Below are 20,394 nucleotides of genomic sequence, written 5' to 3'. Positions count from 1 at the left end.
GGGAATAACCGTTTGCTTATACTGCACGTGCCGTTGCACTTAACCGCACTCGTAGATGAGGCTAACAGATCGATCTTGCATATGGGAACCCTTCAGGGTAAATTGCTATCTCGGATACTTGGCAACGTAAAGTATAGATATATGCACGGGCAGAGTTTAGCGGGCTGGCAGGCTTTGAAAACAAAAAACATAGCAAGATGGCGGCGAAGAGGGCGATCGCTCTTATTAATGTTCCTGGGTTTGGCGATCGCCCTGGCGACAAATTTTCCGTTTTTGGCCGCAGCTCAGTCCGGGTTACCCACATCAGAATTGCGAGGTGTATGGCTGACTAATGTCGATAGCGATGTCCTCTTCTCGCGCCAAAAACTCGATGCGGCAATTCAAAGACTGCAACGTCTCAACTTCAACACCATTTATCCCACAGTGTGGCATGAGGGTTCTACACTTTACCCTAGCATGGTGACAAAACAAGCATTTGGAGAATCAATTAGTCCGATCCCAGAACTGCAAAACCGCGACATGTTAGCGGAAGCGATCGAGTTGGGACACGCCCGTAATTTAACCGTAATTCCCTGGTTTGAATTCGGTTTGATGTCGGAGGAACGCTCCGAACTAACTCGCAAGCATCCCGAATGGCTGACTGCGCGCAAGGATGGTTCGAAGGTATTTATCTACGGCGATCGCAAGCAACATCACTTTGTCTGGCTCAACCCCCTGCGCCCGGAAGTACAGAATCTTTTGGTTGACATGATTGCTGAAGTTGTCTCTAAATATAAGGTTGATGGCATTCAAATAGACGATCACTTTGGTATGCCCGTCGAGTTAGGCTATGACGACTATACGGTTAACCTCTACAAGAAACAACACAACGGCAACCCACCACCAGACGATATTAACGATCCGGAATGGGTGCATTGGCGCTCTCGCTTCATTACGGATTTGATGGTGAGAATATACTCCGCCGTCAAAACTTCAAAGCCGAATTGTATAATCTCCCTCTCGCCCAATCCCATGAAGTTTTCATATGAGAACTATGCTCAGGACTGGTATCGATGGGTAGGATTAGGATTTGTTGATGAGTTGCTAGTACAGGTATATCGCGATGGGTTAGATACATTTTTAGAAGAATTAGATCGACCGGAACTACGTCGGGTGCGCCGTAGGATTCCTGTCGGAATCGGTATTCTCACCGGGTTGCGCGTCAAGAAAGTCGGCATCGGACAAATCGAACGGCAAGTTAGAGCCACGCGCGATCGCAACTTTCATGGCTTTTCCTTTTTCTTTTACGAAACTTTAGGCAATCGCGACAATGCTTTTCAGACCATGCTTCCAGCTATGGCTACGCGACCTGATAAGCGCAGTATCTTACTCACAAAGGCTGGTGGATAATCTTACCAAATGGGAGCGATCGGTCGATCCTGGACAAAGGGTATGGCAAAGGATATAGATATGTAATTTGAGGAGTGTGATATGCGTAAAGCGCGTGAAATAACTTGGCAGAAACAGGTGCGATCGCTTTTATTAATTTTTCTAGGTCTAGCGATCGCCCTGGCCGCTAACGTCCCCTTTTTCGCTGTCGCTCAATCTGTCAACCCATCCGCACCTCAATCCACTTCACAAACAGCGCCACCCTTAACCGAATTGCGCGGCGTATGGCTCACAAACGTAGATAGCGACGTTCTCTTCTCTCGTGCCAAACTTGAGCAAGCAGTGCAAAGATTGCAACGTTTGAACTTCAACACTATCTATCCCACGATCTGGAATGGTGGATATACGCTTTATCCCAGTCCTACAGCAGAGCGCGTGTATGGCAAGGCCGTGGAGCCAATTCCTCAGTTCCAGGGACGAGATATGCTCGCGGAGGCAGTGGAAATCGGTCATGCCAAAGGACTAAGCGTGATCCCCTGGTTTGAGTACGGTCTGATGGCAGATGAGGGAACGGATCTAGTCCGCCAGCATCCAGACTGGCTGACGCACCGTCGAGATGGTTCCACCGTAATCGTTCAGGGCGATAAGCAGCAGCATCGTTTAGTTTATCTCAATCCTGCCCGCCCAGAGGTGCGAAAGATGTTGGTTAACTTCGCCACTGAGGTGGTTACCAAATATAACGTTGATGGCATTCAATTTGACGATCATTTTGGCGTACCAGTAGAGTTTGGCTATGATGACTACACTGTCGCTCTTTATCAACAACAACATAATGGCAAGCGCCCTCCCAACAACCCTAAAGATCCAGAATGGACGCGCTGGCGCACTCGCTTAATTACAAATTTGCTCATTGAGATCTTCGCCGCCGTCAAAACCAACAAGCCCAACTGTCTCATTTCTCTTTCCCCCAACTCCAAGGACTTTGCTTATACGAATTACTTGCAAAATTGGTCGCAGTGGGTGAGGTTGGGCTTCGTCAATGAAATCGTCGTGCAGGTCTACCGCTACCAGCTCAAAGATTTCCTCCGCGAAATCGACCAACCCGATCTGAAGGAAGTACGCCGCAAAATGCCAGTGGGCATCGGCATCCTCACGGGATTGCGCGTTCGCAATGTCGATATCAAACAAATTGCCAGTCAAGTCAAAGCTACCCGCGATCGCAAGTTCCACGGATTTTCTTTCTTTTTCTACGAGAGTCTGGGCGATCGCGATGCCGCTTTTCAAACTATGCTCCCTACTCCTGCCACCCGCCCCAATAAGCGCACCATTGCTAGCGGGGGTTAATTGCGACATAGCCTCAGGTTAGCGAACTCACCAGATTACTTCGCACTGTGCGCGATCGCCAAATCTCGCAACTTCTTCAAAATCCTGACAACTCGGTATAGATCGTCTTCGCGATCGATAATTAAAGAATAGGATTGCCCGTAAACAAATTTCTCCGGATCGTTCTCAGTACGCTCGAGTTTTAGAAATAGAAATTCGTAACCCGTGGTAATGAATCCGTAGGCGGGCACCCTTACATTAGGGCTGGCTAGATATAGCGGTTTTCAGATCAGAAAGAGTAGGGGGTTTGGGGGCGTTGCCCCCAAGAAGGGGTTCCACCCCTTCACCCCAAAAATAAAACCCGTTCTCAAGTGAAAACCGCTATATGCCAACAGTTGCGGGATTCCCCTAATGACCGAATAGCTAGTGCGTTTTGCCTCAATTACTGTAACCCATAGTTCGGGCACGAATACCAGAATATCGATCTTGCCAGTAATCTGAATACCGTCCTCATCAGATCGAATCTCCATTTCCTGTTCTGCTACGACCCGAAACGGCAGACGGTAGAAACCCGCTAGTTTCAATAATGGCGATAGCACCACCATCTTTACCAGAGGTTCGAGCAGCCCATAGGCAGAAAGGTTTTCGTAGTCCGCACGCACCTCATCCAGTACTTGCTGTTCTGTCTCGGATAGCTCGGGGAGATCCTCCTGCCACTCCGAAAAAAACTCACGATCGAAACAGCGTTCTAAGCTGAATGACTGTATCAGATCGGTGATGTCAAGATTTGCCGCAGAGATTGTTTGCATAATTGCACCTCATGGTTGAATTTTCAGACGATCGCGCCTTCATGCTGAGATAACCAACGCAGCAATACTTGCTCTAAGGTATGATTATCGCGATGGATGCCTTGTTTGAGCCACTGGGCGATCGCGTCGATCGGGGTAAAGCTCGATCCCGTTTGCCAGTTAAAATCCACTCCCATAGATGTCAGGTGCGTGCCTGGCAGTGTCTGAGTTTTGACGGAGCTAGGGAATTTGCGCGTCAGTAATTTTGATAAAGCGGGAATTTCGTCGATGTCATCGTTGAAGAAGCGGATAAGAAGATTGTGGGGTATTTGATAGCCCCTCTCGATAATTTCTAAAGTTGCTTGAGGTGAGGGTTCAAATTCCATGGTGGACATCTCTGGAATCGTACTGGCAAGTTCCTTGAAGAATGGAATGGAGCGATCGGCACTGTAGTTGTTGTAAGCGATAAAGATGTTGCCGCTGCGGTCTGACTGAAATAGGGAATTAATCAGTAAATGCAGTTTACAGCCCATGCTATGGCCGAGGCCGAAGATGGGAAAGTAATCCAGGAATAGTTTGCTGCGTGCTTGTTGGAACGAGCGATGCACGTCAACTGCAATCTGTCGGTGGTCGAATGTATTGATAAATGGAGTCGCTACGATGACGTAGCCGTGGCTGGCAAGTTTTTCGAGTAGCCTGCTGTAGCTAATTTGCGGTGCGGCAGCAAAAAATGCGCCACCTAAAAAATGCACTACCCCTTTAGGCTGTGATGGTGTTAATACCCAATTTTGTTCGACTTGCTTCCATTCCATATTGAGAAATTTGTAATGACTTAATCTTAATGTCCTCACCCCTAACCCCTCTCCCTGAGGGAGAGGGGAATAGAACCAGGGCGGGGGCTGCGCCCCTGCGACCCTTAGGATATTTTCACCCTCAGGGAGAGGGGAATAGAACTCAGGCAGGGGCTGCGCCCCTGCAACCCTTAGGAATGCGAATTAAATAAAGTAGGGTGTGTTAGGCGAAGCCGTAACGCACCAAAAGCTTCGAACACGGTGCGTTAGCGCGGCGTAACGCACCCTACGAAAATTACAGCTTATTTAACCCGCGATCCATAGGATATTTTCACCCTCAGGGAGAGGGGAATAGAACTCAGGCAGGGGCTGTGCCCCTGCGCCCCTTCAAGTATAACGTTTAGAATTCCGATATCAGATGCTCCAGGGCTGTCAGCATTTCCATTGCGGTAGTTGTGGTGGTGCCAAACTGCCTTACCACTATGCTAGCAGCCAGATTGCCAAGCACGGCTGCCTGCCAGTAGGTTGCACCCTCAGCTAAAGCTAGAGTTAGGGCGGCAACGACCGTATCTCCTGCCCCTGTCACGTCAAACACTTCAGTGCGGTTAAAGGCGGGAATGTTTGCTGCCGTGCCATCCTGCCCGAACAGGCTCATGCCATCTTCGCCGCGAGTGATTAAAATCTGCTTGGCATTCGTCAGAGCGAGTAAATCCCGTGCGGCTTTGTCGAAGCGATCGCCAATTTGATAACCCAAAGCCAGTTCGGCTTCTGGCAGGTTGGGGGTAAATATGGTGGCACCCTGGTAGCGGTGTAAATCTTTTTGGGCATCCACAATAGTTAAGGAATGTTTTAATGCTGTCGCGATCGCGCTGGGCATCATTACGCCTTCGCCGTAGTCGGAACATACCACCGCGTCCACCCGATCCAAATTTGCCTCGATAAAATCGGCAAGCTGGGCCTGGACTGCCTCGTTAGGTAAGGCATCTGACTTGCGATCGACCCGCACGATTTGCTGCGTCACGGATTGTCTGGCATGGGCGGAAATGCGAGTTTTAGTTACCGTAGGGCGGCTCGGATCGACGATGAAGCCTGCCGTGTCGATGTTTGCCTCCGCAAAAATCTGCCTTAACGCTTCACCCTGCATGTCATCGCCCACAATGCCAACCGCGATCGCGCTGGCTCCCAACTTGGCAAGATTGTAAATGGCATTGGCAGCTCCCCCTGGAACTTGCTTTGTACCTTCATGACGAATAATCGGTACTGGGGCTTCGCGAGAAATGCGCTCCACCTGCCCAGTTAAAAATTCATCTAGGGTTAAGTCCCCCACGACCAGAATGCGATGCTTGGTAAAGCTTTGGATGAGTTGGCGCAAAATTGGTGCGGCATTGACTAGCTCAGTTTTGAAATCAGGCGCAAGCATGGGGGATAATTAAGGAAAGGCGACTATTATTCTCTAGCAAGCTAAAGGCAAAAAAGCAAAGCAAAATAATATAACCTTTATTAATTGTCCAATAACTCAGTAATTAAACCTATCAGCGTGCTCTCAACTAGTCTCGATCGCTATCCTGCTTGTACATTTCCCTACGGTTGGCCAGGTCTGATTTGCCAGTATGCCGACTACTTGCCCGTGTCCGATCGTACGCCAATTATCACGCTGCATGAGGGCAATACCCCACTAATTCCGGCATTTGCGCTTAGCGATCGCCTCGGTCGCGACATCAAAGTTCTGGTTAAATACGACGGCTTGAACCCCACAGGCAGCTTTAAAGATCGGGGCATGACGATGGCGATCTCGAAGGCGAAGGAGGCTGGCGCAGAAGCAGTAATTTGTGCCAGTACCGGAAATACATCCGCATCAGCGGCAGCCTATGCCAAGCGGGGAGGGATGAAAGCGTTCGTGTTGATACCCGATGGCAATATCGCCAAGGGCAAGCTGGCGCAGGCTTTGATGTACGGTGCCGAGGTGATTGCGATCGACGGTAACTTCGATCGCGCCCTTGAAATCGTACGTCAGATGGCGGATAACTACCCGATTACCCTGGTGAATTCCGTGAATCCCTATCGCCTGGAAGGACAGAAAACAGCGGCATTTGAAATTGTCGAAGCTTTGGGCGAAGCGCCGGATTGGCTGTGCATTCCCACGGGGAACGCTGGTAATATCACCGCCTACTGGATGGGATTTAACCAGTATTACAACATTGGCAAGGCAACCAAACTACCGCGCATGATGGGCTTCCAGGCAGCGGGTGCGGCACCTCTAGTCACGGGGATTAAAGTAGAACACCCCGAGACGGTTGCCTCGGCAATTCGGATTGGCAATCCCGCGAATTGGGAAAAGGCTTTGAATGTAAAAGCAGAAAGCGGTGGAGAATTCAACAGCGTCACCGATGACGAGATTATCGCAGCCTACAGCCTGCTTGCTTCCGAGGAAGGCGTTTTCTGCGAACCCGCCAGTGCGGCATCAGTGGCTGGGTTGCTTAAGGTGAGCGATCGCATTCCGAATGGTGCCACCGTAGTTTGCGTCCTCACCGGTAATGGTTTGAAAGATCCCGACACCGCCGTCAAGAGTGCCAAAGCCAAGTTTCATCAAGGCGTAACGCCGGAAATTAGTACGGTAGCCAAAATCATGGGATTTTAAGGTGATGGGAATTCGGTTTTGAATCGCAATCGCTCCTCTAGTGACTACCCATGTACGACAATGTCTGCAAATTCCTGGCGGAAAATTTCTCCGCGGACCTCGCTTCCTGGTTGGTCGGTCGTCCCATTGCTTTTACCCAACTCAGTCCCACCGAACTCAATGTCGAACCAATCCGTGCTGATTCTCTGATTCTGTTAGACTCTCCTGAACTACTACTGCATGGCGAATTTCAGGTTAAGCCCGATTCCACAATCCCGGCTTGCATGGCAAACTATCGCCTCAGAATCTATAACCGCTTTCCTACTAAAGTTGTGCGACAAGTGGTCATTTATTTGCGTCCAACAAGATCGCCTTTGGTACGTGAAACGAAGTTTGAGATCTCTGGTTTATGGCATGAGTTTGAGGTTATCAGGTTGTGGGAGCAGCCTGTGGATGCGTTTTTACAAGCACCGGGGCTATTGCCGTTTGCTATACTAGCTAATGGTCGGAAACGGTTGGAGGTATTGCGACAGGTTGCTAACCAAGCTGAGCAGATTAGCGAAGCAAACATTCGGCAGGATGTAATGGCCGCTTCGGCAGTGTTGGCGGGGTTGGTTCTGGATACAATTTCTATTCGTCAGATTTTACGGAGTGAAGCGATGCGCGAGTCTGTAATCTACCAGAATATTTTGCAAGAAGGCGAGCAACGGGGCGAGCAACGGGGCTTACAACGAGGTCTACAACAAGGAGAATTCACCCTTGTGGTAAAGCAACTCAAGCGTAAGTTTGGCAATATTCCTACTCAACTGGCAAAAACAATTCAACAATTGTCAACGGCTCAACTGGAAGAGTTGGGCGAGGCTTTGCTAGACTTTACAACTCTTGACGATCTATCAAGTTGGTTGCGTCAAAATTGAGTGACCTGAGGCGATCGCTTTGTAATTAATCTACATATTCCGTACCAGAGCGATCGCTCTAGCAGTTTCTCGAAAAAGCGATCGCTTTCCATTATTTTTGAAAGCATGGCGATCGCTCGATTCTTGCATAGATCGCTTGACGATGAAAGTGGAAGACGTGGGCACTGCAAACCCTAGAGACTATATATTAATATGAATCCTATAACAGACTTAAAGTCAGTTCTACAAGAAAGTGGGAACTCCTTTCAATACAACATTTCATATAAAGGTATGCAAACTGTAAGAACCTCAGTTCACCGAATTGGAGAGCTAATTCTTACATCAGGCAGAATAATTGCCTGCGATCCTTTGATGACACCAGACTCTCGTTACTACTTCACTAGATCTATACCTCCAGGACGATATCCAGTATTTGTTAGTGTTGCAGACTTTCAACCATTTGGAACCACTCGTTTCGCTTGTGCTATGCTTCGCATTAGCGAACAACCCACTGAAAAATGGGAAATAGCTGTTGTTAACGACCAGTATCCCCTACACGACGAAGGAGAGATGTATGGATATGGTGTTGATTCTGGTACGGGGTGCTTCATGGATTTTGATGCCATGCAATCTCTTTGTACTTTGGCACACCCCGATCCCCTTGCTTATGCAGCAGCAAGTGAAATTAGCTCAGAGCAAGCATGGAACCTAACTTTAGCAGCATCAGAAAGATTTGAGCGTGAGTTTTGTGACAAAGCGATTGAACAGATGGAAGAAAACCAATTTGGTCTTTATTCTGGTATAGCAAGTTGGGCAGATGTTCAAGTCGATGAAGAGACTTCTGCAAATATAATTTTATTTTCATCAGGTTGGGGAGATGGTGGATATGCATCTTATTGGGGCTATGATGCAAGTGGGGAAGCAACTTGTCTTGTCACTGATTTTGCCCTCTTCGAATCCGAAAATTCAACCGAAGATTGAGGTAGAACTCGATCCAAATTTGTGCTTATCCCTGCAACGATCGTTGAGGGTCGGTTAAGATTGAGGAGCAAGAAAAAACTATAATCATGCCAGTCATTCTATGAACGCTACCGATCTGACTCAGATATTACAAAAAGGGTTTTATGTCACCCTGGGTGCAACCGCAAGTTTGCTAGAGATGCTCCAGGATCCTGCCAAGCGCGAGCAGAATCTCAATTCTCTCCGTCAGGACATCGATAGCCTTACGCAGGAATTAGCAGAAAAAGGCGCAGTTACAGAAGCAGAAGCCCGTAACTTTGTCGATACGCTGATATCGCGCCAGATTAATAAGGACCAACAAACGTCTAATTACTCCAGCACATCAGAGACTGATGCGAATAATTTTACTAACGTGACTGTGAATACCACGGCTTCTACCGTAGGGGAAAAATCCGTACCAGAAGATCTCAAGGAACTGACGCAGCAGATCGCTGACCTCAGAGCAGAGCTAGAAAGCATACGGCAGCAGAATAACTAATGCGCATCGACGTTGTTACCCTCTTCCCCGAATTTTTTACATCACCTCTATCCACCAGTTTGCTAGGCAAGGCGATCGCCCGTAACATTGCCTCCGTCCACCTGACCAATCCGCGTGACTTTACCACCGACAAGCACCATCGGGTTGACGACGAACCCTATGGAGGTGGTGTGGGCATGTTGATGAAGCCAGAGCCGTTATTTGCGGCAGTGGAGTCTTTGCCCGTTTTGGCACGGCGCGAGGTAATCTTGCTGACACCCCAGGGCGATCGCCTGCATCAGAACCTGTTGAAGGAATTAGCTACCTACGACCAGCTAGTTTTGATCTGCGGTAGTTATGAGGGCGTGGACGAACGGGTATGCCAGCATCTTGCCACCCGCGAAATTTCCCTCGGCGATTTCGTCCTGACCTGCGGCGAAATTCCGGCGATCGCCCTGATTAATGGCGTGGTGCGGCTGCTACCAGGCACGGTGGGCAAAACAGAATCCCTCAAGCTAGAGAGCTTTGAGTCTGGATTGCTAGACTACCCGCAATATACCCGTCCCCAGAATTTTCGGGGTTGGGAAGTGCCAGAGGTACTCCTGTCGGGCAATCACGCCCACATAGCAGCCTGGCGCGAACAACAACAACGACAGCGCACCAGCGATCGCCGTCCCGATCTGCTCGATCGCGATGAATTGTGACACAGCTACTAGTGGCACAAATACACCAACAAAACTGTGGAGTAGGATGAGATATTTAATTTACTAATTCCCACATTCTGAATAAGTAGGGTGCGCATTGCCCACCTTACCAATGATGTCCACATTCCCTGTAAAGATTAGATTAATGGCTATTTCCTTGCACCAAGTTCAACCCAGCATGGAGTACCTTCACCCCAATATCAACGATTGGGTGCTGTCGGGGGTACGATCCCTTTTACCTTACTGGCTGCGCTATCGAGCTGGCATTCACAAAATCGAAACCCGCAATATCGATCGCCTGGTGCGCTTAACTCAGCAGTTTCAGGCAGGGAAAGTAAAGTATATTCTGGCATTTCGGCATCCCACAATTGACGATCAGTTTGCCATGCTGCATCTCCTATCGCGGAATATTCCCAAGGCGGCGGCGCGAATGGGAGTCAAGATTAAACAGCCCACACATAGTTTTTTTGTCTACGATCGCGGTATTCCATTATGGGCAGGCGGTATTGCGAAGTGGCTCTATCCTCGCGTGGGGGGCTTGCCCATTTATCGCGGCAAAGCCGATCGCCAGGGCTTTACTACCATCCGCCAGCATATCTTAACGGGAGAATATCCCATCGCGATCGCGCCTGAGGGCGGTACCAACGGACACAACGAATTAGTCAGCGCGATCGAACCAGGCGTGGCGCAAATCGCGTTCTGGGCGGCTGAGGATCTCGAAAAAGCCGGACGGCATGAAAGTGTGGTGGTTTTACCAGTGGGCATTCAATATCAGTACCTGGGAGCGCCCTGGGAGACAATCGATCGCTTATTAATGGAATTAGAACGGGAATGCGGTTTGACGAAACCTCCTCTGCAACCTCAAGAGCGTTACCAACGATTAGTCGATCTAGGCGAATATTTAATTGGCTATGCGAGCGATCGCTATAAAAAGTACTACTCTGCGTACGCTAAATCTTTACCAGATGACAGCGCGTCAATTAACGTGAGGTTGGAGGCTCTCTTAAATCAAATTTTATCGGTTTCAGAAGCTACTTTCGATATCACGCCAAAGGGCAGCATCGTCGATCGCTGCCGCCGCCTGGAACAATCTGTTTGGGAGAGAATATTCCGCAACGATATCAAGGATATGCAAGGGATTAAAGCTCTTTCCACCTTGGAACGCAGTTTCGCCAACCAACTAGCCAAAGAAGCGCATATAAGTGAATGGCACATGCGGATTGCGGAAAGTTTAACAGCAGTCACGGGTAACTATGTCAAGGAAAATCCCAGTCCTACCCGCTTTGCCGACACGTTACTCCTGATCTGGCGGGCGCTGAGTCGGGTAAAATCTGAGACATTTGGCAGGCATCCCTACATTGGCAATCGCAAAATTATTATCTCCATCGGCGAACCTATATCAGTCAGAGATCGCTACGAAACCTACAAATCCAGTCGCGCTGCTGCCAAAGAGTGCAACAGTCAATTGACGAAGGAATTGCAGCTAGCATTGGAATCTCTGATCGAGCTTTCGCCTATGGAAGTCGAGTAAACCGATCGTTGCACATATCTATCCCATCTCTATGACACTCTCAAACTCAAGTCGCATCCAATTTGCTCGCGATCTCAATATCTGTCGTCTGTTGCATGGCATGTGACAAGTATCGGGGGCACACGGTAGGATTGACCACAAAGCGGCGATCGCTCTGATCGGAAAGAGTAGTGGGGTGGGGGCGTTGCCTCTCAAGAAGGGCAGGATGGATGGGATTATTAATCTGCAAATATGAGATGCACCCAAATTATACCAATTCCTACAGATTACTGGAGGGGCGAACGGCCGTTCGCCCGTACATAGATCGATCTGTAGTTCAATTTTGAAGAATTGGTATTAGGCTGTTTGAAGCCAAATTATATCTAGTTTAGATCTAATTTAAATCTTTGACTGGTTTATCCAAGATATTTCTCCCCTACTATGAATGTAGTTGAATATATTTCGCTTAGCCGCAAGATGTATTTATGTTTCAGGTTAGTTACGAGACTATTGATTAATGTTGCCGGAGTTTGACTGACATGATTGTTCTTGATACCATTTTGGCATTCTCCCCTTCGTTAACGGTCATGTACCCTACATCAGACCCGTCTTCAGACCCATTTTTAGATTTTGAGAAGCCTGTACCAATTGATACAGTGTTGGATAGTCGCTATCAAATTGTAAAAGTGCTTGGGCAGGGTGGATTAGGGCGTACCTATCTTGCCGTGGATAACAAGCGCTTCGATCGCAATTGTGTGGTTAAAGAGTTTTGTCCGCGGAACGTGTCGGAAGCTGCTATACCGAAGGCGTTGGAACTATTTGAACGAGAGGCTAAAACCTTGGATCGGCTCAGCCATCCCCAGATCCCCAAGTTCCATGGCTGGTTCTTGCAGGATAATCGTTGGTTTCTGGTACAGGACTATATTGAGGGGCTTACCTATGCCGATATTCTGCGGCAACGCCTGCAAAGAGGGCAAACCTTCTCAGAAATTGAGGCGATCCAGTGGTTGAAGGATCTGTTACCAGTGTTAGCGTATATACACGCACAAGGGGTAATTCATCGCGATATTTCCCCGGATAACATTATGCAACCTTCGATCCAGGAATCTGGGGATCGGAGCGATCGGCAAAATGAACCTCTATCAATGTTGATTGATTTTGGTGTTGCGAAGGTAATTGAAGCTGGTGTGGATATTTCACCCGAAGCCAGGAAGATCTGGGGAACAACTGTCGGCAAACACGCATTTTCGGCACCGGAACAAATGCTCACCGGAGAATGCTCGTCTAGCAGTGACTTATATTCCCTAGCTTTGTCTGCCCTAAATTTACTCACGGGCAAGGATCGATGGGAATTGTTTAATAACGGAACAAAAAACTGGAGGTGGGATACTCCGGTTCCGCTCAGCGATCCATTCATCCGGATTTTAAGCAAACTATTGCGGGAGCAGCCGCAAGACCGCTATCAGAGTGCAACTGAAGTTTTGAAAGATCTAAAGGGAATGGAGCAGGGTGGCGGCTCGACTGAGGGTCTTTCTAACAACAAGACTAACAATAGTGGGTATCAATTGAACCCAAACCAGTTGAAAATTAGGGCGTTGGTCTGGCGCGGTCTGGTTGGTATTGTCTGCATTGCCATCTTTGGCACAATTGTGGGGATTTGGTTGCCTCGTAATTCTGAGGTATGTCGGTTGCTCAACAACTGTCCCAAGAATACCGATCTATTTGATAAATCAAAGTGAACTAAAGTTTGTAGGTGGTTTATGTTAAATCAAAGGTTTTCAATAATTCTGATGGTTCCAGTCGTGGCGATTTTGGTTGGCAATATCTCCGGTTGCTCTAACTTCTCTTCGGTACAGGCTAAAGAGGCTAGCTTTGTTTGCGCTCAGGTTGACGGAGTTCCCACTACGGTGGCAAAGACAAAAAATTCTGATATTCCTATCATTAAATGGGTATCTAATAGCTTTGATGCGGCAGGTTGGTCGCCGGAGAAACGCTGTGCGGAGGTGTCTGGTAGATTTCAAACCTTTTATCAATCTGGCTCTTTGAAATATATCACCACGGGACAGATCAATGGTGAGAATGCGATCTGTACTGCTAGCCGCGAAGGTGGCGACTGCACGGACTTATTATTCACGGTCAAACCTGGATTTAACCCGCAGGTGACTTTGCAAAGGCTAATTGCGATTCGGCATGGCAGCAACGAAACTTTGACAGAGACTGGGAAACGACCTTATCTAGATGTTGATAAATTTCTAGGAGTTGACTCTTCGGGGCGATCGCCGAAGCCACTCTGGTAAGGATATGATTTTGGTTCTTTTTGACGATATTTAAATGACCGATGCAATTCTTGTAGGGGTAGCGCCCCCGTGCCTACCCCCCACGCATCGGGGCAACCACGAGGGGATTGCCCCTACAGGATTTGTTCAATTGCAAATAGATAGATTCCTCTATTTTGTGGAATCATTTCATGCGGAAATGTGCCTATCTCTTATGTCTCAACCTTTTCTCGCCTTGTGAGAGAAGGGCAATAAGCAAAAATTCTATGGATAAAGATTATGAGATTCCCAAAACTGTTGTTTGCCCTCACTTTGGTCTCAGCTATTACGCTGAATAGCTGTACTACCCAACAGCCTACTTCTTCGACGACAAGTTCTGTGAAGGAGAGCGCTAGCGTGGATATACCATCTTCCTGCTCTCATGGCGCTCCTATCGCCTATACTGGCTCCACTGTCCAAAAGGTGAGCGAAATTGCCAGAGCAGTCACAGTTTGCATCACCAGTCAAACCCCTGGTTCTGGCGTAATTATCAAACGTCATGGTAACGTCTATACAGTTCTCACAGCAGCGCATGTGGTAGCAACTGAGGATAAGTACAAACTCGTTGCACCTGATGGCAACCAGTATGCCGTCGAGTACAGCAAAATCAAACGCTTTCCTGACAAAATTGACCTCGCGATTTTGCAATTCACCAGCGACAAGGACTACCGCGTGGTTGAGATTGGCGATTCTCAAAAAGCCGTGATAGGCACGCCCAGTTATGTAGCTGGATTTCCACTTCAGTCTGCGGAAAGTACGATCCAGAACTATCGCTTTAGTGACGGACAAATTTCGGCCAATGCTGTACATCCACTGGAAAAAGGATATGCTCTTGCATACTACAATGACACTTTTAGTGGGATGAGTGGAGGCCCAGTATTAGACGAGCAGGGAAAACTGATTGGCATTCACGGACAGAGTAAAGTTAGGAATAACTTGATTGAGAACAAAGGAATTAACCCAGAAACTGGCGATAAAAGAGGCTTAAGCCTGGCTATTCCCATCTATACCTTTTTGAGTTTGATTACACAGGTAGAACCAGTACTGGAATTTCAGCCTGTGGCTGCTGTTGCAGTGTCGACACAACAGACTGCAGATGATTTCTTTCTCCAGGGACTTGATAAGATAATCGTAGGCGATCAGCAAGGAGCGATCGCAGATTATGACCAAGCGATTCGTCTTAATCCTAACTATGCCGACGCCTACTTTAAGCGAGGGTATGCCCGCTCTGTTATACATAAATTTGATGTGAGAGAAAAAATTCAAGCGATCGTAGATTATGACCAAGCGATTCGTCTTAATCCTAACTATGCCGATGTCTACAATGAACGAGGAATTAACCGCTCTGCATTGGGAGACAAACAAGGAGCGATCGCAGATTATGACCAAGCGATTCGTCTTAATCCTAACTATGCTAGCGCCTACTATAACCGAGGGATTGACCGCTTTGATTTGGGAGACAAACAAGGAGCGATCGCAGATTATGACCAAGCGATTCGTCTCAATCCTAACTATGCTAGCGCCTACTATAACCGAGGAGTTGCCCGCTCTGCTTTAGGTGATAAAAAGGGAGCGATCGCCGATTATGACCAGGCAATTCGTCTCAATCCTAATGATGCCGATGCCTACTATAACCGAGGGAATGCCCGCTCTGCTTTAGGAGACAAAAAGGGAGCGATCACCGATTATGGCCAAGCGATACGTCTCAACCCTAATGATGCGCAGGCTTTCGGCACCCGAGGACTTGCCCGTTCTGCTTTGGGAGATAACAAGGGAGCGATCTCCGATCTTCAGAAAGCGGCAGATCTATATCAAGCTCAGGGCGATCGAGATGGATATCAGCGAGTAATTAGTCTGCTAAATCAAATCAGTCGTTAGTTTTTTCCCATTCCAAACAAACTACATACTCCTCTCAGCATCAGATTATGAACACTTTAAACCGATTAATATTAATTTTGGGAACCGTCTTAGCAGGAACGATGACTCTGGTTGGTTGCGCACCTCAGCCAACAGAGAAACAGAACGCACCTGCACCCGCAGTCCAGGAAAGCGCTAGTAGTAGCACCTCGTGCTCTCATGGTGTTCCTATTGCCTATACTGGCTCCACAGTCCAAAAGGTGAGCGAAATTGCCAGAGCGGTGACGGTCTGCATCACCAGCCAGACCCCTGGCTCTGGCGTAATTATCAAACGCCAAGGTAATGTCTACACTGTCCTCACAGCAGCGCATGTGGTAGCAACTGAGGATAAGTATAAGGTTGTCACACCCGATAGCAAACAGTATTCCATCGATTACAAAACGGTCAAACGCTTCCCTGACAAAATCGATCTCGCTATTTTGCAATTTACTAGCGACAAGGACTACCGCGTGGTGGAGATTGGCGATTCTGCAAAAGCAGTGGCAGATACACCAAATTATGTAGCAGGATTTCCCCTCCAATCTGAGGAAAGCACTATGCAGAACTATCGCTTTAGTGATGGGCAGATTTCGGCTAATGCAGGATATCCACTGAAAGAAGGATATGCTCTAGCCTACTACAATGACACTTTCAGTGGGATGAGTGGAGGGCCAGTATTGGATGAGCAGGGAAAATTGATTGGTATTCATGGACAGAGCAAAGTTGCGACTGATTTAGTTGAACAGAAGGGAATTGACCCCGAAATAGGGATGAAATTTGGATTGAACTTAGCTATTCCTATCTATATCCCTATGCGTTTCATTGCCCAGTTAGAGCCAGGATTAGGATTTCAGACCGTTGCTGCTCCGACAGTACCTCCTGAGCAGAAGGCAGATGATGCTTTTCTTCAAGGGCTTGATAAGCATATTGCAGGCGATCGGCAAGGAGCGATCGCAGATTACAACCGAGCAATTCGTCTCAACCCTAAATTTGCTGCTGCTTACTTTGGACGAGGAAATATCCGTTTTAGCTTAGGAGAGCCCAAGGAAGCGATCGCAGACTATACCGAGGTAATCCGTCTCAATCCCAATTTTGCCCCCGCCTATTATAATCGTGGAAAAGTTCGCTCTGATTTGGGTGACAAAAAGGGAGCGATTGCAGATTATACCCAGACAATTCGTCTCAATCCTAATTTGAAGATAGCCTATAATAATCGAGGACTTTCCCGCTCTGCTCTAGGCGATAAAAAAGGAGCGATCGCGGATTACGATCGGGCAATTCACCTCGATCCTAACTTTGACCGAGCCTACATGAACCGTGGGAATAGTCGCTCTGATTTGGGATCTCACAGGGAAGCGATCGCAGATTTTGACCAGGCAATTCGCCTCAATCCTAACTATGCTGATGCCTACGTTAACCGAGGAATAACTCATACTCAGTTAGGAGATCCAAAATCTGCGATCGCAGATTACGATCGGGCAATTCGCCTCAATCCCAATATTGATATTGCTTACAATGGAAGGGGGATTAACCGCTCTGATTTGGGTGATAGAAAGGGTGCGATCGCAGATTATACCCAGGCGATTCGCCTCAATCCTAATAATGATAGTTTTTTTACTAATAGAGGGATCGCCCGCGCCGAGTTGCAAGATAAGCAGGGTGCGATCGCGGATTTCGATCGGGCAATTTATCTGAATCCTAAGAGTGCGCTTGCCTATAAGAATCGGGGGATTAATCGCCTTGCTTTAGGAGATAAAAAAGGAGCGATCGCCGATCTTCAGAAGGCTGCCATTCTATATGAGGATCAGGGTAAGCAATCTAGATATCGAGAAGTAATTCGTCTGCTAAGCCAAATCAGTCGTTAGTTATTTCTTGAAGGGTAATTTCAATCAGCCATTTGCCCATCTCTAGATTAGATCCAATATTTAAAGGAAAGTATACTATTTTCTACCGATCGAGAAAAATTATGAACCCCGAATATCCATTCCTAAAGATTCAAGATCCAGAAGGTAAAACATCCACGATCGAACTCAAAGAGTTTATCGAGCGACAACAAGCCCAACCTCGCATCACGATCGGACGCGGCGATGATAACGATATCGTCCTACCCGATCCGCACAAAAAAGTCTCCCGCCAACATGCCGCGATCGAACGCGGCTCTGGCCGCTGGTGGCTGGTGGATACAGATAGCGCCAATGGCACCTTCCTCCGCCAGGGAGATGGCAAAGCCGAAATCGATGTCCGCTCCGAAGGCAGCGTCCCCCTCAAAAATGGGAATGTGATTCTGATTCTGGGTAAGTGGACTGAAAACGATACGCCTATCTTCTGGCAGTTGACCTTTCGCGATCCCAACGAGACTGACCTGATCGATAAGTTTCAGACACCCGAGTTTATCGAATATCACTTCAGCCAGCAACGACTATATCGAGCTACTCGCCAAACCCGCGAAGAGATCCGCCTCAGACCCCAAGAGCGATTGCTCGTTCACCATATGGCAAAGCGCAATCGTGCTAATAACGACGAACCAATTGTTTGCGATTATGAGGAACTGATTCCAGCGATCTGGACAGAAGCCTTTGGTCATTCTACCAATGAAGTTAGTGCCTTGGTCTGGGGAATACGCGATAAAATTGAGCGAGATGCTGGCGAACCGCAATTCCTTAAAACTATACGTGGGAAGGGTTATCTCCTGGATATCAAAATTCTTAACTAAATTGGCAGTGCTGCACAGTAATAATGACCCTCCTAGCAGACACCATCGGACAGTTGGTAAAGAAACTGGTAGAACGAGCTATATCGAGCGGTTTAATAACACAGTGCGACAAAGGGGCTAATAAGTTATTATTAAGTTATATTAAGCAAACGACTTGAAGCTCGATAATAGAGAGGGTAAACATGGTGCAGGCGATCGCTACCAACAGAGAGTTAAGTTTAGCAGGCGGCAACGATCCAGCTCGCTTCGACTGGAAAGAAGTATGGTACCCCATTTACTACGTTCGGGATTTGGATCGCGCTAAGCCCCTGTCATTTACATTGCTGGGACAAGATCTTGTCATCTGGTGGGATCGAACGGCGGCGACCTGGCGCGTATTCGAGGATAAATGCCCGCATCGCCTCGCACCGCTATCCGAGGGGCGTATTGCCGAAGATGGTACGCTGGAATGCCCGTACCACGGTTGGGCGTTTACAGGGACGGGGGCTTGCGATCGCATTCCACAGCAGGTTGATGGCAGCACCGCAGAAATCTCCAAACGAGCTTGTGTCAGATCGTTTCCCACGGCGATTCGCCAGGGCATGTTATTCGTCTATCCCGGTCAGGCAGATAATGCAGCGAAGGTAGATATTCCCATTGTCGAGCCACTAGAGGAATCTGCCGATGAGTGGGTTTGCGTCGATACATTTCGCGATCTCCCCTACGACGCGCTAACTCTTATGGAAAATGTCTTGGATTCCAGCCACTTGCCCTATACTCACCACCGCTCCGTTGGCAACCGCGCCAATGCTGCCCCAGTAGAGTTGGAAGTTGTGGCATCAGGTAAATGGGGATTTCAAGGAAAATGGGAAGAAGGCCCCCGACGCGGTAAATTGGGACGACAGGATACCACGTATATCGCTCCTGGTTTGATGTGGCACGATCTGACCTCAAAGCAATTCGGGCGCACGTTAACCGTTGTCTATGCAACTCCCATTCGCAAAGGTGAATGTCGATTATTTGCCAGATTTCCCTTCAAATTTGCCACCAAATTACCGGGTTTTTTAATTAAACTCTCACCGCGCTGGTACTCTCATATCAATCAGAATGCGATTTTAGAAGACGATCAAATCTTTTTATACAGACAAGAGCGCTACCTGGAAGCACATGGTGGTAGCGATAACTTTGCCAAAGCGTTTTATTTACCCACAAAGGCCGATTTGTTTGTCATAGAATTGCGGCAATGGGTAAATTGCTACAGCATCGATCCATTCCCTGGCGACGTTTTGCCGCCAGCTATACCTAAGGCAAAGCTCCTGGATCGCTATCATTCCCATACGGTTAATTGCGCTAGCTGTCGTACGGCATTGGCAAATATTCAGCGCCTGCGCAAGGGAGCGGCAATTATAGGGGCGATCGCCTGCATTATCTCGCCATTATTAGCGGTGACGCTGGGTCAGGGTTCTGTAAGCGCGATCGCGATTTTGACCGCCCTCAGTCTAGTCTGTGGCGCAGGATGGATGGGATTGGGACGATTAGAACGTCAGTTCTTTGAAGGTCGAAGCATCCCTCCCCGCAATTTGCCCGAATCAAAGCGCGATAGAAAGTCATAAGCCCGTTATATTGCAGGCATACTCAAATATCCGATGTTTGGATTATTCTAATTCCTGAAGATCCTCACTACATACCAGATGAGGAACAGTGCAGGCGCGCTCGCGATCGCTTGGAGGAAGAGTTTGAAGAGTTTTGCCTCGATCGCTATGGCTCCTTGGAAGCAGAGATATCATCTAAGGCAAAGTTTGAAATTTGGGCATATACTGCTAGCTAACACCAATTCTCTAAAGTAAAATTACAGATTGCTGGAGGGGCGAACGGCTGTTCGTCCGTACATAGATCGATCTATAGTTCAATTTTGAAGAATTGGTATATAGCGGTTTTCACTTGAGAACAGGTTTTATTTTTGGGGTGAAGGGGTTCTACCCCTTCTTGGGGGCAACGCCCCCAAACCCCCTACTCT

General features: G+C 48.0%; 19 protein-coding genes and 1 pseudogene. 15 read left to right on the top strand and 5 right to left on the bottom strand.

Translation table 11 applies throughout. The features are described 5' to 3' along the window. Positions 1 to 81 precede the first annotated feature (81 nt). Together PSE6802_RS0125645 and PSE6802_RS0125640 are read left to right on the top strand one after the other, a co-directional pair. A complete protein-coding gene (locus PSE6802_RS0125645; RefSeq protein WP_225902710.1) occupies positions 82 to 1,389 on the top strand; it encodes a glycoside hydrolase family 10-like protein in 1,308 nt (435 codons plus the stop codon). 81 nt (positions 1,390 to 1,470) lie between these two features. Then, on the top strand, positions 1,471 to 2,712 hold the full coding sequence (locus tag PSE6802_RS0125640) for a glycoside hydrolase family 10-like protein (protein ID WP_019502876.1): 1,242 nt from the start codon (positions 1,471 to 1,473) through the stop codon (positions 2,710 to 2,712). Between the two features lie 35 nt (positions 2,713 to 2,747). Here PSE6802_RS0125640 and PSE6802_RS30360 read toward each other — a convergent pair whose 3' ends face one another. The 4 genes from PSE6802_RS30360 to rfaE1 all read right to left on the bottom strand — a co-directional run bounded on the left by PSE6802_RS30360 (position 2,748) and on the right by rfaE1 (position 5,690). Continuing rightward, positions 2,748 to 2,942 (bottom strand): hypothetical protein, encoded by a 195-nt coding sequence (locus tag PSE6802_RS30360; protein ID WP_019502875.1) that lies wholly within the window; start codon positions 2,940 to 2,942, stop codon positions 2,748 to 2,750. Between the two features lie 33 nt (positions 2,943 to 2,975). Then, positions 2,976 to 3,500, bottom strand: coding sequence for a hypothetical protein (locus PSE6802_RS30355; protein ID WP_019502874.1), 525 nt, complete (start codon positions 3,498 to 3,500; stop codon positions 2,976 to 2,978). A gap of 23 nt (positions 3,501 to 3,523) precedes the next feature. Then, positions 3,524 to 4,291, bottom strand: coding sequence for a DUF1350 family protein (locus PSE6802_RS0125630; RefSeq protein WP_019502873.1), 768 nt, complete (start codon positions 4,289 to 4,291; stop codon positions 3,524 to 3,526). Positions 4,292 to 4,670: 379 nt separating this feature from the next. Beyond that, positions 4,671 to 5,690 (bottom strand): D-glycero-beta-D-manno-heptose-7-phosphate kinase, encoded by a 1,020-nt coding sequence (gene rfaE1, locus PSE6802_RS0125625; protein ID WP_019502872.1) that lies wholly within the window; start codon positions 5,688 to 5,690, stop codon positions 4,671 to 4,673. A 117-nt stretch (positions 5,691 to 5,807) separates the two neighbouring features. Between rfaE1 and thrC the strand changes: the two genes are divergently transcribed. Together thrC and PSE6802_RS0125615 are read left to right on the top strand one after the other, a co-directional pair. After that, a complete protein-coding gene (gene thrC / locus PSE6802_RS0125620; RefSeq protein WP_156815656.1) occupies positions 5,808 to 6,908 on the top strand; it encodes a threonine synthase in 1,101 nt (366 codons plus the stop codon). 50 nt (positions 6,909 to 6,958) lie between these two features. Beyond that, positions 6,959 to 7,804, top strand: coding sequence for a DUF4351 domain-containing protein (locus tag PSE6802_RS0125615; RefSeq protein WP_019502870.1), 846 nt, complete (start codon positions 6,959 to 6,961; stop codon positions 7,802 to 7,804). 30 nt (positions 7,805 to 7,834) lie between these two features. Here the strand turns inward: PSE6802_RS0125615 and PSE6802_RS35565 are convergent, their stop codons facing one another. Continuing rightward, entirely contained in the window at positions 7,835 to 7,969 is a 135-nt protein-coding gene (locus PSE6802_RS35565) for a hypothetical protein (RefSeq protein WP_263970398.1), read from the bottom strand. Positions 7,970 to 7,996: 27 nt separating this feature from the next. On the opposite strand from PSE6802_RS35565, the gene PSE6802_RS32300 reads away from it, so the two are divergent. The 11 genes and pseudogenes from PSE6802_RS32300 to PSE6802_RS0125565 all read left to right on the top strand — a co-directional run bounded on the left by PSE6802_RS32300 (position 7,997) and on the right by PSE6802_RS0125565 (position 19,990). Continuing rightward, entirely contained in the window at positions 7,997 to 8,764 is a 768-nt protein-coding gene (locus tag PSE6802_RS32300) for a DUF4241 domain-containing protein (protein ID WP_071592324.1), read from the top strand. 100 nt (positions 8,765 to 8,864) lie between these two features. Then, the gene (locus PSE6802_RS0125605) at positions 8,865 to 9,281 is read left to right on the top strand and encodes a hypothetical protein (protein ID WP_019502868.1); all 417 of its coding nucleotides are present in this window, start codon (positions 8,865 to 8,867) and stop codon (positions 9,279 to 9,281) included. Beyond that, positions 9,281 to 9,964, top strand: coding sequence for a tRNA (guanosine(37)-N1)-methyltransferase TrmD (gene trmD / locus PSE6802_RS0125600; protein ID WP_019502867.1), 684 nt, complete (start codon positions 9,281 to 9,283; stop codon positions 9,962 to 9,964). The genes PSE6802_RS0125605 and trmD overlap by 1 nt, the downstream gene beginning before the upstream one ends. Positions 9,965 to 10,109: 145 nt before the next feature. Further along, positions 10,110 to 11,495 carry a hypothetical protein gene (locus PSE6802_RS0125595; RefSeq protein WP_019502866.1) on the top strand — a complete coding sequence of 462 codons (1,386 nt, stop codon included), beginning with the start codon at positions 10,110 to 10,112 and terminating at the stop codon, positions 11,493 to 11,495. Positions 11,496 to 12,013: 518 nt separating this feature from the next. Then, positions 12,014 to 13,213 (top strand): serine/threonine-protein kinase, encoded by a 1,200-nt coding sequence (locus PSE6802_RS30350; protein WP_051050603.1) that lies wholly within the window; start codon positions 12,014 to 12,016, stop codon positions 13,211 to 13,213. A gap of 21 nt (positions 13,214 to 13,234) precedes the next feature. Continuing rightward, on the top strand, positions 13,235 to 13,771 hold the full coding sequence (locus tag PSE6802_RS0125585; protein ID WP_051050602.1) for a COP23 domain-containing protein: 537 nt from the start codon (positions 13,235 to 13,237) through the stop codon (positions 13,769 to 13,771). 258 nt (positions 13,772 to 14,029) lie between these two features. Then, positions 14,030 to 15,667 (top strand): tetratricopeptide repeat-containing S1 family peptidase, encoded by a 1,638-nt coding sequence (locus PSE6802_RS0125580; protein ID WP_019502863.1) that lies wholly within the window; start codon positions 14,030 to 14,032, stop codon positions 15,665 to 15,667. Positions 15,668 to 15,714: 47 nt separating this feature from the next. Further along, entirely contained in the window at positions 15,715 to 17,550 is a 1,836-nt protein-coding gene (locus PSE6802_RS0125575) for a serine protease (RefSeq protein WP_156815654.1), read from the top strand. 101 nt (positions 17,551 to 17,651) lie between these two features. After that, a complete protein-coding gene (locus PSE6802_RS0125570) occupies positions 17,652 to 18,398 on the top strand; it encodes an FHA domain-containing protein (RefSeq protein ID WP_019502861.1) in 747 nt (248 codons plus the stop codon). A 31-nt stretch (positions 18,399 to 18,429) separates the two neighbouring features. Continuing rightward, positions 18,430 to 18,513, top strand: a pseudogene (locus tag PSE6802_RS36105) (IS1 family transposase); the annotation flags it as partial. Positions 18,514 to 18,580: 67 nt separating this feature from the next. Next, the gene (locus tag PSE6802_RS0125565) at positions 18,581 to 19,990 is read left to right on the top strand and encodes an aromatic ring-hydroxylating dioxygenase subunit alpha (RefSeq protein ID WP_019502860.1); all 1,410 of its coding nucleotides are present in this window, start codon (positions 18,581 to 18,583) and stop codon (positions 19,988 to 19,990) included. Positions 19,991 to 20,394 lie beyond the last annotated feature (404 nt).

The sequence above is a fragment of the Pseudanabaena sp. PCC 6802 genome (assembly GCF_000332175.1).
Classification (GTDB): Bacteria; Cyanobacteriota; Cyanobacteriia; order Pseudanabaenales; family Pseudanabaenaceae; genus PCC-6802.
This window is presented reverse-complemented; position numbering and strand designations above follow the sequence as displayed.